Here is a 14,447-nt window from a genome sequence, read left to right on the forward strand (position 1 = left end):
ACCACCATTTCCGCCGGGGGCCCCGCGCCACCCTTCTCCCCCCGCGGGGGGGGCCGGGGCCCCCCCCCCCCCGCGTCCCGACTCCCCGGAGCCGCCGCATGACCGTGATCCTCGGGCAGTTGTTCACCGGCGTCAGCATCGGTGCCGTCCTGCTCCTCATCGCGCTCGGCCTCTCGCTCACCTTCGGCCAGATGAATGTCATCAACATGGCCCACGGCGAGTTCATCATGGCCGGCGCCTACACCACGTACGTACTGCAGAAGTCCATTTCCGACGCAGGAATTTCACTGATCGTCGCGCTGCCGGTCGCATTTCTCGTGTCGGGGACGCTCGGCGCGCTTCTGGAATGGCTGCTGATTCGCCGCCTTTACCTCCGTCCCCTCGACACTCTTCTGGTCACATGGGGTGTCTCGCTGATGCTTCAGCAGCTCGCCCGTGACATTTTCGGGGCGCCGAATGTGCAGACCCGCGCACCCGATGTCCTCACCGGGAACATCACGGTCATCGGAGGCGACGACCCGCTCACCTTCGCCAACAGCCGGCTGTTCATTCTGGGGCTGGCGATCGCGGCGGTCGTGGCGCTGTCCCTGACGCTGCGACTGACCCCGCTCGGGCGGCGCATCCGGGCGGTCGTGCAGAACCGGGACCTGGCGGAGGTGTCCGGCATCTCCACCGGCCGCGTGGACCGCACCGCCTTCTTCATCGGCTCCGGGCTCGCCGGGGTCGCCGGGGTCGCGCTGACACTCGTCGGCCCGATCGGGCCGACGATGGGCACCAACGTCATCATCGACGCCTTCCTGGTGATCGTGGTCGGCGGCATCGGGCAGCTCAAGGGCAGCGTGATCGTGGCCTTCGTGCTGGGCGCGCTGCAGTCGGTCCTGGAGTACTCCACCACCGTCAGTGTCGCGAAGGTGCTGGTCCTCATGGCCATCGTCGCGTTCCTCCAGTGGCGGCCGCAGGGCCTGTACACGCTGCGCACCAGGAGCCTCGCATGACCACCACCACCACTGCCCTCGTCCCGAAGGCGGAGCAACAGCCGGGCCCCCGGCGCAGGTTCGAGGCCGCTCGGCCCGCGGCGGGCTTCGTCGCGGCCGCCGTCGCGCTCTTCGCCGTCGCCCCGCTCGCCCTGTCCGACTTCCGGCTCGGGCTGCTCGCCAAGTATCTGTGCACAGCCATGGTCGCGGTCGGCATCTGTCTGGCCTGGGGGCGCGGCGGACTGCTGACACTCGGCCAAGGGGTGTTCTTCGGGCTGGGCGGCTACGCCATGGCCATGCACCTGAAGATCGCGGACGCCGGGCCCGGCAACCTCCCCGACTTCATGCAGTTGTACGGATCTGCCACCGAACTCCCCTGGTGGTGGCGGCCGTTCGCGAATCCCGTGTTCGCGATCGCCGCGACCGTCCTGCTGCCGATGGCCGTCGCCGCGATCCTCGGCTCGTTCATCTTCCGGCGCCGGGTCAAGGGCGCCTACTTCGCGATCCTCAGCCAGGCGCTCGCCGCCGCCTTCGCGATCTGGCTGATCGGCCAGCAGGAGACGACGGGCGGAACCAACGGACTGACCGACATCCAGGGCTTCTTCGGCTACGACCTGAACGACCCGGTCAACCAGCGGATGGTGTACTTCGTCATCGCCGCGGTGCTGCTCCTGCTGATCGCGCTGGCCCGTCAGCTCATGCACAGCCGCTACGGCGAACTCCTCGTCGCCGTACGGGACTCGGAGGAGCGGGTTCGTTTCCTCGGGTACGACCCGGCGAACGTGAAGCTCGTCGCGTACGTCGTCGCGGCCGGAATGGCCGGACTCGCGGGTGCGCTGTTCGTGCCGGCCGTCGGCATCATCTCCCCCGCGCTCGTCGGCATCGTGCCGTCCATCGAACTCGTCATCGGCGCCGCGGTCGGCGGCCGGGCGAGCCTGGCAGGCGCGGTGCTCGGCGCGATCGGCGTCGCCTGGGCCAGGACGGCCCTGTCGGAGGAGTTCCCCGCGGCCTGGACCTACTTCCAAGGGCTGCTGTTCATCGTCGCCCTGGCGTTCCTGCCGGGCGGACTCGCCTCGCTGGCCGGGATCGTGCGGCGGCGCCGGGCGAACCGAGGACTCGCTGGAGACACGGCATGACGGAGTTGACGGACAGTGGGCCCGCGGGGCTGGAGATACGCCGGCTGCGGGTGACCTTCGACGGCTTCACCGCCGTCGACGGGGTGGATCTCGACGTACGACCCGGTGATCTGCGCTTCCTGATCGGGCCGAACGGCGCGGGCAAGACGACGCTGGTCGACGCGGTCACCGGACTGGTGAGGGCGACGGGATCGGTGCGCTTCGGAGGCGCCGACATCCTCGGCCGGAGCGTGCACCGCATCGCGCGCTCGGGGATCGGCCGCACGTTCCAGACGGCCACCGTCTTCGAGGAGTTGACGGTCCTTCAGAATCTGGACATCGCGGCGGGCGCCGGGCGGGGCGCGCTGACGATGCTGCGGCGCCGCAAGGGCGTGCCCGAGTCCGTGGCGCGCGCCCTGGAGACGGTGGGCCTGAGCGGCCGCGCCGACAGCCCGGCCGGCACGCTCGCACACGGGCAGAAGCAGTGGCTGGAGATCGGCATGCTGCTCGTGCAGGACGTCCGGCTGCTGCTGCTCGACGAGCCGGTCGCGGGCATGAGCCACGACGAACGACAGGCCACCGGCGAGCTGTTGGAGCGCATCAGCCGGGAGCGGACCGTCGTCGTGATCGAACACGACATGGACTTCATGCGCTCCTTCGCGCGCAGCGTCAGTGTGCTGCACGCGGGCCGGGTGCTCAGCGAGGGGACGGTGGCCGAGGTGCAGGCCGACCCGAAGGTGCAGCAGGTGTATCTCGGGCACGCGGCCGCCGAGGACACCACGGCGACCGTGCCCGGACCGACCGCCGCTCAGGAGGCGTGATGCTGGAGATCGACACCGTCCACGTCGGCTACCACCGCAGTCTCGTCCTGCACGGTGTCTCCGTCGAGGTGCCGAGGGAGGGGGTGGCGGCGGTGCTCGGGCACAACGGCGCGGGCAAGAGCACCCTGCTGCGGGCCGCCGTCGGACTGCTCGGCCCGCGGAGCGGCTCGGTCCGCCTGGACGGCGAGGACATCACCCGGCTGAGGCCCCATGAGCGGGTGGCGCGCGGCATGGCGTACGTCCCACAGGGTCAGCAGGCCTTCCCGCACCTCACGACCGCCGAGAATCTCCAGTTGGTCGCGGACGGGCGGCGCCGCGGCAAGGAGGCGATCGCCGAGGCGCTGGACCTGTTCCCGGCGCTGCGCGCTCTGGCGGGCCGCCGCGCGGGGCTGCTCTCCGGGGGGCAGCGCCAGCAACTGGCCATCGCGCGGTCCCTGGTGACGGAGCCTCGGGTTCTCCTTCTCGACGAGCCGACCGAGGGCATCCAGCCCTCGGTGGTCGCCGAGATCGAGGAGACGATCCTCGCCCTGGCCGCCCGGGGCGGTCTGTCGGTGCTCCTGGTCGAGCAGCATGTCGGCTTCGCGATGCGGGCGGCGCAGCGCTACTACGTCCTGGAGGCGGGCCGGGTCACGTCGTCGGGCGAGGGCGGCCGGGACGCCGAACGGGCGGTGCGGGAGGCGCTCAGCGTGTGACCGCGCGTGCGGTCAGGTCCCCGCGAGGGATGCCCGGGCCCGTTCGAGGTGAGCGCGTTCCGGCGCGCTCCCGGACAGCGTGATGGCGGCGTCGTACGCCTGTACCGCCTCGGTGTGCCGTCCGAGCCGGCGCAGCAGGTCCGCCCGTACGGCGTGGAAGGCGTGGTACCCGTCCAGGTCGAGCCTGTCGACGAGGGCGAGGGCGGTCTCCGGTCCCTCCACCTCGGCCACGGCGACGGCTCGGTTGAGGGCCACGACCGGGCTGGGGGCCAGGTCCATGAGCTGGTCGTACAGCTGGAGGATCTGGCCCCAGTCGGTGGCGGCCGCGCTCGGCGCGTCGCTGTGGACGGCGTTGACGGCGGCCTGGATCTGGTAGGGCCCCGGCCTGTTGCGGCGCAGACAGCGGCGTACGAGGGCCTGGCCCTCGGCGATCAGGTCCGGGTCCCAGCGCGTACGGTCCTGGTCGGCGAGGAGGACCAGGTCGCCGTCCGCCGTCGCGCGGGCCGGCCGGCGGGCCTCGATGAGCAGCATCAGCGCGAGCAGGCCGAGGGCTTCGGGTTCGTCCGGCATGAGCTCGACGAGGAGCTGTCCGAGGCGCACTGCCTCGGCGCAGAGCTCCTCGCGGCCGCCGTACCCCTCGTTGAAGACGAGGTAGACGACGGCCAGCACACCCCTGACGCGGTCCGGCAGGTCGGCGTCGCGCGGGATGCGGTAGGGGATGCCCGCGTCGCGGATCTTGGCCTTGGCGCGGACGATCCGCTGGGCCATGGTGGATTCGGGGACGAGGAAGGCGCGGGCGATCTGCGGGGTGGTCAGGCCGCCGAGGAGCCGCAGGGTGAGGGCGACCTGGGCCTGGGGGGCGAGCGCGGGGTGGCAGCAGGTGAAGATCAGCCGGAGCCGGTCGTCGCGCACGGGGCCCTCCTCCACGGGTTCGTCCGGGGCGTGCAGCCGGGCCGCTTCGGCGTGCCGGGCCGCGCGGGTGGACTCGCGGCGCAGCTTGTCGACGGCTCGGTTGCGGGCGGTGGTGATGATCCAGCCGGCCGGGCTCGGCGGTACCCCGGTCTCCGGCCACTTCGCCACGGCCGTGGTGAACGCGTCCTGGACCGCTTCCTCGGCGAGGTCGATGTCGCCCAGGAAGCGGATCAGGACGGCGACCGCCCGGCCGTACTCGGCGCGGAAGACGGCCTCGATGTCGGCTCCGCCGACGGACATCAGTCCTCGGCCTCGTGCAGGAACGGCCGCACCTCGATGGGAAGCGTGGTCGCCAGCGTCGCCTTGCGCCCCCACATGAGGGCCGCGTCGAGGTCGGGCGCCTTGATCAGACAGATCCCGCCCAGATACTCCTTGCTCTCGGTGTACGGCCCGTCGGTGACCAGCACGTCACCGTCCCGGGCCCGCAGCACGGTGGCCGTCTCCGGCCCGTGCAGTCCACCGGCGAACACCCACGCACCGGCCTCGCGCAGCTCCGCGTGGAACACGTCGAGATTGTGCATGATCTCTTCCAGGGCCTCGGGCGCGGGCGGCTCGCCCTGCGGCTGCATCACGCTCAGCAGGTAGTACTTCATGATGTGTCCTCCTCGGTGGTCACTGACTCGGCGTCTCACTGACTCGGCGCCCCATTGAGTACACGAACGAGAGGGCGCCGGATCGACACACGCCACGACGACAGCGGGAGAATCCTTCGATGACCATTCCACCGCATCCGCTCGTCACCGCGGCCCGGAGGCTGGCGGCCGACGTGCTGGCGCCCCGGGCGGAGCGCGTGGACGAGGACGGCATGCCCGCGAGCAGCATCGAGGCGGTCAAGCGGTCGGGGCTGCTCGGGATCGCCGCCCCGGTCGCGTACGGCGGGTCGGCGGCGCCCGCCCCCCGTGGTCCGGGCGACCGCGGAGATCCTGGCCGGGGCCTGCTGCTCGACGTGGTTCGTGCAGACCCAGCACCACACGCCGGTGACGACCCTGGCGAAGAGTGACCTTCCGGTGCGGGAGCGCCTGCTCGGGCCCCTCGCGCGCGGAGAACTGCTGTCCGGGGTCGCGTACGCCCAGTTGCGCGCCCACCCGCGGGTCCCGGTGCGGGTCACCCGCGAGCGCGGCGGCTGGTGCTTCGACGGGAGGGTTCCCTGGTACACGGGCTGGGGGCTGAACGACGTCATGCTGCTGGCGGGCGTGACGGACGCGGACGAGGCGCTGTTCGCGTTCACCGAGGCGCGCGAGCAGCCGGGGCTGCGTCCGTCCCCGCCGATGCGGCTCGCCGCGCTCACGGCGTCCCGGACGGTCTCGCTCGAACTGGACGGGCTGTGGCTGCCCGAGGACGCGGTGGCGCTGCGCACTCCGTACGCGTCCTGGGCGGTCACCGACCGGCCCAAGAACACCAATGCCTCACCGGCCGTGTTCGGGGTGACGGCGGCGGCGATCGGCCTGCTGGAGGACGATCCCTCCGCGAAGGAGACCGCGGGGGCGCTGCGGGCCCGCCTCGACGCTGTCAGGCGGCAGGCGTACGACCTCGCCGACCACCCGGAGCCCACCGAGCGGATCGAGGAGCGATTGGTGTGCAAGACACGGGCGTACGACGTGATGCGCGCGGCCACCACCGCGGCGGTGGTGGCCGGGGGCGGGCGGGCGATGGACCTGCGCAGCCCGGCACAGCGGCTGGCGCGGGAGGGGATGTTCCTGCTGGTGCAGGGGCAGACGGCCCAGGTGCGTGCCGCGCACCTGGGGTCGCTGGGGTCGCCCGGTCCGCTCAGCCGGTGAAGGGCACCTGCGTGGCCGGTGCCGGTGGGGTCGCGAACGGGTGCTGCCACAGGCCCCGCTCGGCGAGGCGGGGCAGGACGCCCTCGCCGAACCAGTAGGCCTCCTCCAGGTGCGGGTAGCCGGAGAGCACGAACTCGTCGATGCCGAGGGCGTGGTACTCCCTGATCCGCTCGGCGACCTCCTCGTGGCTGCCGACCAGGGCGGTGCCCGCTCCGCCGCGCACCAGGCCGATGCCGGCCCACAGGTTGGGGTGGATCTCCAGGCCGTCCCGGCCGCCGCCGTGCAGCGCGAGCATCCGCTGCTGGCCCTGCGACTCGCTGCGGGCGAGCCCCGCCTGGACGGACCGCACGGTGTCCGGGTCGAAGCCGTCGAGGAGCCGGCGGGCCTCGGCCCACGCCTGTTCGGAGGTGTCCCGGGTGATGACGTGCAGCCGGATGCCGAAGCGCAGGGTCCGCCCCTCCTTCGCCGCGAGCCCGCGGATCCAGGCGATCTTCTCGGCGACCTGGGCGGGTGGTTCGCCCCAGGTGAGGTAGACGTCGGCATGGCGGGCGGCGACCTCACCGGCCAGGGGCGAGGAGCCGCCGAAGTAGACCTCGGGGACCGGGTCGGGGACCCGGGCGAGCCGGGCGTCCTCGACCCGGAGGTGCTCGCCGGCCAGATCGACGGTCTTGCCGTCCCACAAGTCCCGGACGATCTGCAGGAATTCGCCCGTACGACGGTACCGGGCGTCCTTGTCGAGGAAGTCGCCGTAGGCGCGCTGCTCGTGGCTCTCGCCGCCGGTCACCACGTTGAGGAGCAGCCGTCCGCCGGTCCGGCGCTGGAAGGTGGAGGCCATCTGCGCGGCGAGGGTGGGCGACACGAAGCCCGGCCGGAAGGCGACGAGGAACTTCAGGCGCTCGGTGTGCTGGCTGACCATCGCGGTGGTCAGCCACGCGTCCTCGCACCAGGCACCCGTCGGGGTGAGGGCACCGACGAAGCCGAGGTCCTCCGCGGCGCGGGCGATCTGGCTCAGGTAGGCGACCGTCGGCGGCCGGTCCCGTCCGGAGGCGGTGGCGGGTGTGCCGTGGCCACCGCCGACGACATCGCGGCTGTCTCCGTTGGTGGGCAGGAACCAGTGGAAGGTGAGGGACACGGCGGGGTTCTCCGATCGTGGGAGCATGGCGGGCGAGGGGGCCCGTCGGACGCGGGGGCCGACGTGCCGTGCCTGGCGTGCGGGGTCTGGTCGCGGGGGCTAGAGCAGGCCGTGTCGCGGTGGCTTGGTGCCGTTCAGGACGTATCGGCCGAGGTGCTGGATCTTCCAGCGGGCCGGGTCGTGCAGGGTGTGGGTGCGGGCGTCGCGCCAATGCCGGTGCAGGTTGAGGGAGTTCAGAGCCGAACGGGTGCCTGACACCTCGAAGAGGGCGTCCGCCACCAGGACGGCGGTGGCGGCGGTGTGCGCCTTCGCCGCGGCCACCGCGATGGACGCCTCGGCCGCCGACGTGTCGGTCAGCTCGCCGCGAGCCGTGTCGACCGCGCGGGCCGCGACACCGAGCAACGCTTCGGATGCCCGTACCTGGAGGGCGAGTTCACCGAAGCGCTGGATGAGCAGCGGGTCCTCGGCCGCCGTCTCCACGCCGCTCTCGAACCAGGGCCGGCTCTTGGTGCGCACGAACTCCGCCGCCTCGGCGAGCGCGCCCGCCGCGATCCCGGCGTCGATGGCCGCGTGCAGCAACTGCGCCACCGCTCCGTGCAGTTGCGGCCCCCGGAAGGTGAGATGGTGCGGGATCACGCGGTCGGCCGGCACGTCGACGGCGTCGAGACGGACGGTGCCGCTGGCCGTGGTGCGCTGCCCCATCCCGTCCCAGTCGTCGTCGACCGTGACACCGTCGGCGTCCCGTGGGACATAGGCGACGTGCAGGTTGTCGTCCTCGGCACGGGCCAGGACGGGGATCCAGTCGGCGAAGAGCGCTCCGGTGGAGTAGTGCTTCACGCCGGTGAGCCGGTACGAGCCATCGGGCCGCGGTTCGAGCCGGGTGCGGATGTCCTGGACGTGCCGAGTGCCGGCCTCCGACTGCGCGTTGCCGAACCGCCGCCCCGCCAGGACTTCGGCGAAGAAGAACTCCTTTTGGGCGAGGGTGCCCTGATGCCGTATCACGTTCGTGTACACGAAGTGGTTCTGCGGGATCTGGGCGAGGCTGGCGTCCGCCGAGGCCAGCAGTCGGAAGATCTCCGCCAGGGTCTCCTGGCGTACGTCCGCTCCGCCGTGCTCGGCCGGCACGGTGACGGCGAGCAGGCCCGAGGCGGAGAGCCGCTCCAACTCCTCGTACGGAAGGCGTCGTTCGGCGTCCCGCGCCGAGGCTCCGGTGCGGAACTCGTCGGCGAGGGTGGCGGCGACGGCCAGGGCCTCGGCGTCGTCGGCGATCACTTTGGCGGTCATCGGGTCAGCCCGCGGCGGCCAGCAGGGGCGTACGGCCGAGGGCCGCCGAGAACTGGTCCACCACCTGGGCCAGGGCCTCGGCGGTGCCCGGGGCCACGGTGACGCTCCCGTCCTGCCCGGTGGTGATGTCCTTGTCGAGGGTGAACCAGCCTTGGACGATGTGGGCCGCGCCCATGGAGTTCAGCACCGGGCGCAGCGCGTAGTCCAGAGCGAGCACATGGGCGGTGCTGCCTCCGGTGACCAGCGGCAGCACGGTCTTTCCGGTCAGGGCGTACTGCGGGAGCAGGTCGAGCAGGGCCTTGAGGACGCCGGAGTAGGCGGCTTTGTAGACGGGGGTGCCGATGACCACCCCGTCGGCGCGGGCGAACAGCGCGGTCGCCTCGACGATGGCGGGGTGCTGGAAGTCCGCGCCGAGCAATGCCTCCGCGGGGATGGTGCGGACGTCGAGGGGAATCACCTCGTGGCCCTGTGCGGCGAGCCGGGTGTCGAGGTGGCGCAGGAGTTTGGCGGTGCGGGAGGAGACGGAGGGGCTGCCGGAGACGGACAGGACGGTGGCCATGAGTCCTCTTTCATGAGCGGGGTTCTGAGTGGGCGGGCTGCCGGATCGGGCGGGGGAAGGGCAGGGAGGCGGGCGCGGACCGCTCGTCACGGGTGCGCCGCGGCGGACTCCTTGTCCCGGTCCGGCAGTTGGGCCTCCAGTTCACGTACGAGGGGCAGCACGCGGCGCCCGAAGTACTCGACCTCCTCGTGGTAGTGCAGGAAGCCGAGGAGGAAGAGGTCGACGCCGAGGCCCTTGTAGGCGACGATCCGTTCGGCGATCTGTTCCGGGGTGCCGATGAGCCCGGTGCGGAAGCCGTCGTTGTACTGGACGAGGTCCTCGAAGCTGGAGTCCCGCCACATGCCCTTGCCGTCGGAGGTGGACGCTCCGGCCTGCCGCACGGCGGCGCCGAAGCCCTCGACGGCCTCGGTGTCGGCCTGCGCGACGATCTCGCGGAGGGTCGCGCGGGCCTCGGCCTCGGTGTCCCGGGCGATGAGGAATCCGTTGAGGCCGAACTTCGGCGGCGTGCGTCCGGCCCGGGCGGCCGAGACGCGGACGTCCTCGATCTGCTCGACGACTCCGTCGTAGTCCTTGCCGTTGGAGAAGTACCAGTCCGAGACGCGGCCCGCCATGGCGCGGGCGGCGGTGGAGTTGCCGCCCTGGAAGATCTCCGGGTGCGGGCGCCCGGGGGTGTCCAGCGGCTTGGGCTTGAGCGAGAAGTCACGCAACCGGTAGAAGTCGCCGGCCAGTTCGGTGTGGTCCTCGGTCCAGATCTGGCGGAGCGCGCGGATGAACTCCTCGGATCGGCGGTACCTCTCGTCGTGCTCCAGCCAGGGTTCGCCGAGTGCGGTGAACTCGGCCTTGAACCAGCCGCTGACGACGTTCACGGCGAAGCGGCCGTGCGAGAGGTGGTCGGCGGTGGCGCCGAACTTGGCGAGGACGCCGGGATGCCACAGTCCCGGATGGACGGCCGCGATGACCTTCAGGCGCTCGGTGGCGAGGAGCAGGGCGAGGCTGAAGGAGGTCGACTCGTGCTGGTACTCGGCGCCGTAGCCGGCCATGTAGCGGACCTGGCTGAGCGCGTACTCGAAGCCGTTGTTCTCGGCGAGGACGGCGAGTTCGCGGTTGTAGTCGTAGCCCCAGTCGGTGCGCTGTTCGATCTTGCTGGTGACCAGGCCGCCGCTGACGTTGGGCACCCAGTAGGCGAAGCGGACGGGTTCGGTTGCGGGCACGGAACGACTCCTGATGTGCGGTACACGGGCATGACGAAGAAAGGCCCGGGAATTCAGCGGGAATTCGGGCTGCGCAATGCGGGTGACGGGCAGGGAGTTCGTCCTGGCGCGCGGCGAATGGAATCAGCCGGGGCGGACCGGTCCGTGCGAAGGGGACCCTACCGTCGGGATCGTCAGGCTTCGCGACAACAGAAGGAGCTGGAGACACGCGCGAGGTCGACGTGGCGTCGCCGCGTGAGGTCCAGTCGTATCTTCATGTCGTCGATCGTCGCAGCCCCCGGCCCGGGCAGTCAAGGAACGGCGGACCGGTCTCGTATCCCGGACCGCCGCATTTCACGAGGGTGTGACAGGGAAACCCTTGAACCGGTTCGCGCGGCGGCGGCATTCTGCCGGTGTGCGAATAGAGCAGCTGGAATACATCGCGGCGGTAACACGGCTCGGTTCCTTGCGGCGGGCCGCCGAGGAACTCCACCTGTCCCAGCCCGCGTTGAGCGAGACCGTGCGGAACCTGGAACGCGAACTGGGGGTCGACCTGCTGGAGCGCAAGCGGTCGGGGGCGCGGATGAGCGCCGAGGGACGGGAACTGCTCCCGCACATCGTCGATGTGCTGGACGCCGTGGACCGGCTGCGCGGAGCGGCGGGCGAGCAGCACCGCGTCCGGCGGATGGTCCGCGTCGGCACGGTCAACGCGGCCACGGTGCCGCTGCTCATCCCCACGGTCCGGGACTTCCGCGTGTCGCACCCGCTGACGCAGGTGGAGGTGGTCGGCGCCCAGCAGGCGGAGATCCACCGCACGCTGTCCGAGGGCGGTCTCGATCTGGGCCTGGTGAACCATCTGGACGGCGACGATCTGCCCGCGGAGTTCGAGTCCACCCGGCTCCTCGGCGGACGGCCGGTGCTGTGCGTGCGACCGGACAGCCCGCTGGCGTCCCTGTCGTCGGTGTCGGCCGAGGACCTGCTCGCCGACCATGAGCCGCTCATCGCCATGCGCTCCGGGTACGTCATGCACCGCTACGTCCACCGGTTCCTGGAGGGCCGGGTCCCCGGCTTCTCGTACTCCACCGACGGTGCCGAGATGGGCAAGCTCATGGTCGCCGAGGGACTGGGCGCGACCGTGCTGCCCGACTTCAGCGTCATCGGCGATCCGCTGGAGAGGTGCGGCGCGATCACCCACCGGCCGCTCACCGACGAGACGACACGGGTCCTGCTGATCCTGCGGCGGCGACGGGCCGACTCGGTACCGCGAGCGGCCCAGGATCTGCACGAGGCGTTCGTCCGCAGGGCCGGGGAGCTCGGCGGCGCGTTGACGTCCGGGGCGTGATCCGGGCGTGATCCGGGCGTGATCCGGGGCGCGGAAGGGCTACGGCGGGCACCCGGCCCAGGACCACGCCCCGCCGAACGCCCTGCTCCGGGCCCCGGCGCGGCTCCGTCCTGTGACCATCCGAAGAGTCACTCGTTTGACGGATCGGCGTGACACGACGTCAGCTCCTTCGGAAGGCATTCGTTCCATGCCCATCCCCTTGCTTCCGCGATCGGCCCGCCGCGGCAGGACCGCACTCGACCGGGCCGAGACCGCCCTCTTCGAGGAGTACAGCGCTCTGGTGCGGCTCGCGTACCTCACACTGCCTCCCTCGCTGAGCAAGCACCGGCGCATCCTCGTGGCCCATTCGCTCGTGCAGCGCTCACTGCCGGGCTCCCGCGAGCGGGGCCCCGGGCCTCACCTGCCGAAACCGCGCGGCACCGGCCGCCCCTCCGCCACGCAGAAGGACCGGCTGCGCGGCCATGTCCTGCGCTCGGCGATCGCGTACGAGCGTCCGCCGCGCGGCTGGCCCCACCGGCTGCCGCCACCCCGCACCCTGCTGCCCGTACTGCCGGTCGTATGGGGGTTGCGGCTGTTCCCGCGCGCGGGCGGTGCGGACGACCTCGCGCTGGGCCGGGCTCTGGCGGGTTCGACAGCTGCCGCGCGCGCCGCATTCGTCCTGCGCAGCGTGGACGAACGAACCGATGCGGCGATCGCGACGCTGCTCCGCGCCGCCGGGGTCACCGACCCCGAGGGCGCTCTCGGTTCCGCGACCCGGCTCGCCGAGTCCGCGGGCCGGGCCACCCGAACGCTGCTCGGGTCACGGGAGTTCGACGCCTGCACGGTGCGGACCGGGCCCACCGATCTGCTGCGCCGCCGACGCCGTGTCCGTTTCCTGTGGGGCGCGCTGTCCGCCCTCGTGTTCACCGGGGTGCTGCTGGCGGTCTCCGCCCCGGGTTCCGCGCCGCCGTCGACCCCCGACACCCCCGCGGGCGCGACCCTGCCCGGCCCCGCGGACCTCGTGCGCACACCCCGGGACTCCTGGGCCGACACCGCGCGGGTCGACTTCACCGCCTGGCCGGCGCGCGGCGCCCGCGCCGACGACCCGGAGCTGCTCGCCCGGGCCCTGTCCAGCTGGGCCAGGCCGACCCGCGCCGGGCACGTCACCACGACGGCGGGTACCTCCCTGGACGCGCCGCCGCACGCGCCCCAGCTCCTCTACGCGGGGAACGTGGACGGCGACGCCGTGGTCGTGCTGCACGACGGCCGGCGCGTGGTGCGCTACAGCGAGCCGCTCGACGCGCCGGGGCACGGCACCCTCGCCCTCGCGCGGACCGACGACGCGGATGTGACGACCGCCGCCGCCCTGGTCGTCGGCCGCGGCGCCCGGGGGACGAGGTTTCTCCTCGCCCCCTGGATCGCCGAGGCACGGGCGCGCGACCTGACGCGTCCCGACTCTCCGTCCCGGCCGGTCGGCGTCGCCCGGGACGGGGTCACAGCGCCGCTCGCCACCCAGGCCGCGGGCGCGGCCTGCGACCGTCGGCCGGTGCTCCAGCTGCGCTCCTCGGAACGCATCGTGGAGAAGCACGCGTTCCTGCTGACCGACCTGGGCGAGCTGTCGCCGGTCCATCTGACGTACACCCCGCTGCCCGGGCACGGGACTCCTCCGGCGCGGCAGCCCAGGGAGGCGACCGGGCCGGCCGCGCTGGTCGCCTGGGCACGTATGGCGTGCGGGCTGGATCGGCTGCGCGACGCCGGGGTCCGGGCGGTCAACGCCTGGGACTTCGCCGAGCAGGATCTGCCGGAGAAGGGGGGACACGCCGTGTGGGTGTGCACCCGGGCCGCCACGTGGCGCGGTCCCGGCGATGTGCGGGTGCTGTTGCGCGCCCCCGCCTCCTCGCCCTCCGCACCCGCTCGGGAGGTCGCGCGGGCCGGGTCCACCGCGGCCTGCGGCCGGTTCGGCCGGCATGTGGTGGCCGTCGCTCATTGGCGTTCACGCGCGGGTCAGTGGTATCTGCTCGCCGCCGGCAGCCGGGCCGTCACCCGTATCGAGGTGAGCGGCGCCGTCACGGCCCGGACGGACGGCCGTACGCTCGCCGTGCGGGCCCCGGAGGACGCCCGTCCCGGCGTGACGGCCCGTCTGGAGAACGGTGCGTCACTGGCACCGGTCGGCGGCGGGGCGAGCCGATGAGCCGGCCCTGCGGCGCGGCGTCCGCCTCGGTCCGCGACGCCGATCGGGACGGTGACGCGGAATCAGTCCTCTTCGCCGATCGGGACGACCACGAGGAAGGCGTCCGACTTCAGGTCCATCACGACCGTCGCCGCCAGTCCCTCGGTACGGCGTCGTGCCGCGTACTCCTCCGCGGTCCAGGATCCACGCGGAGCTCCCGCGGGAAATCGTTCCAGCACCTTTGCGCCCATGGCGGGACACCTCCAGCTCTGACCTCGGACCCGGAGCGTCGAGTCCCGTGGGGTCCGCTTGCCCGGCTTTCTCCGAGACATGTCAGGCCCGTTCGCCGTCCGTCGACAGCGCAAGACACGGACATGGACATGGACATGGACACGGACTCGGCTACGGACAGGGACACGGACGGTCCGCCCGCGCGAAC

At 72.3% G+C, this 14,447-nt stretch carries 14 protein-coding genes and 1 pseudogene; 7 read left to right on the forward strand and 8 right to left on the reverse strand.

Going from position 1 to position 14,447, the window contains the following annotated elements; translation table 11 throughout:
• The first annotated feature begins 98 nt into the window (after positions 1-98).
• Genes urtB through urtE form a run of 4 tightly spaced genes read left to right on the forward strand, consistent with a single transcriptional unit; the run spans position 99 to position 3,602 of the window.
• Positions 99-995 carry an urea ABC transporter permease subunit UrtB gene (gene urtB / locus ACFWBT_RS35275; protein WP_385707040.1) on the forward strand — a complete coding sequence of 299 codons (897 nt, stop codon included), beginning with the start codon at positions 99-101 and terminating at the stop codon, positions 993-995.
• Positions 992-2,110 carry an urea ABC transporter permease subunit UrtC gene (gene urtC, locus ACFWBT_RS35280; protein ID WP_385707041.1) on the forward strand — a complete coding sequence of 373 codons (1,119 nt, stop codon included), beginning with the start codon at positions 992-994 and terminating at the stop codon, positions 2,108-2,110. The genes urtB and urtC overlap by 4 nt, the downstream gene beginning before the upstream one ends.
• Complete coding sequence (gene urtD, locus ACFWBT_RS35285) at positions 2,107-2,910, forward strand: urea ABC transporter ATP-binding protein UrtD (protein ID WP_385707042.1); 804 nt, start codon at positions 2,107-2,109, stop codon at positions 2,908-2,910. Before urtC ends, urtD begins: the two co-directional genes overlap by 4 nt.
• Complete coding sequence (gene urtE, locus ACFWBT_RS35290) at positions 2,910-3,602, forward strand: urea ABC transporter ATP-binding subunit UrtE (RefSeq protein WP_385707043.1); 693 nt, start codon at positions 2,910-2,912, stop codon at positions 3,600-3,602. Before urtD ends, urtE begins: the two co-directional genes overlap by 1 nt.
• Before the next feature lie 12 nt (positions 3,603-3,614).
• Here urtE and ACFWBT_RS35295 read toward each other — a convergent pair whose 3' ends face one another.
• Both ACFWBT_RS35295 and ACFWBT_RS35300 read right to left on the reverse strand, forming a co-directional pair.
• Positions 3,615-4,814: an RNA polymerase sigma factor gene (locus ACFWBT_RS35295; RefSeq protein ID WP_385707044.1), complete on the reverse strand. Its 1,200-nt coding sequence runs from the start codon at positions 4,812-4,814 to the stop codon at positions 3,615-3,617.
• Positions 4,814-5,167: a YciI family protein gene (locus ACFWBT_RS35300; RefSeq protein WP_385707045.1), complete on the reverse strand. Its 354-nt coding sequence runs from the start codon at positions 5,165-5,167 to the stop codon at positions 4,814-4,816. The genes ACFWBT_RS35295 and ACFWBT_RS35300 overlap by 1 nt, the downstream gene beginning before the upstream one ends.
• Positions 5,168-5,286: 119 nt before the next feature.
• Between ACFWBT_RS35300 and ACFWBT_RS35305 the strand changes: the two are divergent.
• A pseudogene (locus ACFWBT_RS35305) lies at positions 5,287-6,352 on the forward strand (acyl-CoA dehydrogenase family protein).
• Here ACFWBT_RS35305 and ACFWBT_RS35310 read toward each other — a convergent pair.
• From ACFWBT_RS35310 to ACFWBT_RS35330, 5 genes are all read right to left on the reverse strand, one after another.
• The gene (locus ACFWBT_RS35310) at positions 6,342-7,484 is read right to left on the reverse strand and encodes an LLM class flavin-dependent oxidoreductase (protein ID WP_385707051.1); all 1,143 of its coding nucleotides are present in this window, start codon (positions 7,482-7,484) and stop codon (positions 6,342-6,344) included. The pseudogene ACFWBT_RS35305 and the gene ACFWBT_RS35310 overlap by 11 nt on opposite strands.
• A gap of 99 nt (positions 7,485-7,583) precedes the next feature.
• A complete protein-coding gene (locus ACFWBT_RS35315) occupies positions 7,584-8,768 on the reverse strand; it encodes an SfnB family sulfur acquisition oxidoreductase (protein ID WP_385707046.1) in 1,185 nt (394 codons plus the stop codon).
• A 4-nt stretch (positions 8,769-8,772) separates the two neighbouring features.
• Positions 8,773-9,327 carry an NADPH-dependent FMN reductase gene (gene ssuE / locus ACFWBT_RS35320; protein WP_266755276.1) on the reverse strand — a complete coding sequence of 185 codons (555 nt, stop codon included), beginning with the start codon at positions 9,325-9,327 and terminating at the stop codon, positions 8,773-8,775.
• Between the two features lie 86 nt (positions 9,328-9,413).
• Positions 9,414-10,538 (reverse strand): dimethylsulfone monooxygenase SfnG, encoded by a 1,125-nt coding sequence (gene sfnG, locus ACFWBT_RS35325; protein ID WP_385707047.1) that lies wholly within the window; start codon positions 10,536-10,538, stop codon positions 9,414-9,416.
• Positions 10,539-10,711: 173 nt separating this feature from the next.
• Complete coding sequence (locus ACFWBT_RS35330; protein WP_351542021.1) at positions 10,712-10,795, reverse strand: putative leader peptide; 84 nt, start codon at positions 10,793-10,795, stop codon at positions 10,712-10,714.
• A gap of 137 nt (positions 10,796-10,932) precedes the next feature.
• Here ACFWBT_RS35330 and ACFWBT_RS35335 point away from each other — a divergent pair, with 137 nt between their 5' ends.
• On the forward strand, positions 10,933-11,859 hold the full coding sequence (locus tag ACFWBT_RS35335; protein ID WP_385707048.1) for a LysR family transcriptional regulator: 927 nt from the start codon (positions 10,933-10,935) through the stop codon (positions 11,857-11,859).
• Between the two features lie 187 nt (positions 11,860-12,046).
• Complete coding sequence (locus tag ACFWBT_RS35340) at positions 12,047-14,029, forward strand: hypothetical protein (protein ID WP_385707049.1); 1,983 nt, start codon at positions 12,047-12,049, stop codon at positions 14,027-14,029.
• A gap of 62 nt (positions 14,030-14,091) precedes the next feature.
• Here ACFWBT_RS35340 and ACFWBT_RS35345 read toward each other — a convergent pair whose 3' ends face one another.
• A complete protein-coding gene (locus ACFWBT_RS35345; protein ID WP_385707050.1) occupies positions 14,092-14,259 on the reverse strand; it encodes a hypothetical protein in 168 nt (55 codons plus the stop codon).
• Positions 14,260-14,447: the final 188 nt, after the last annotated feature.

Source organism: Streptomyces sp. NPDC060027, assembly GCF_042737005.1.
In the GTDB taxonomy this organism is placed as follows: Bacteria; Actinomycetota; Actinomycetes; order Streptomycetales; family Streptomycetaceae; genus Streptomyces.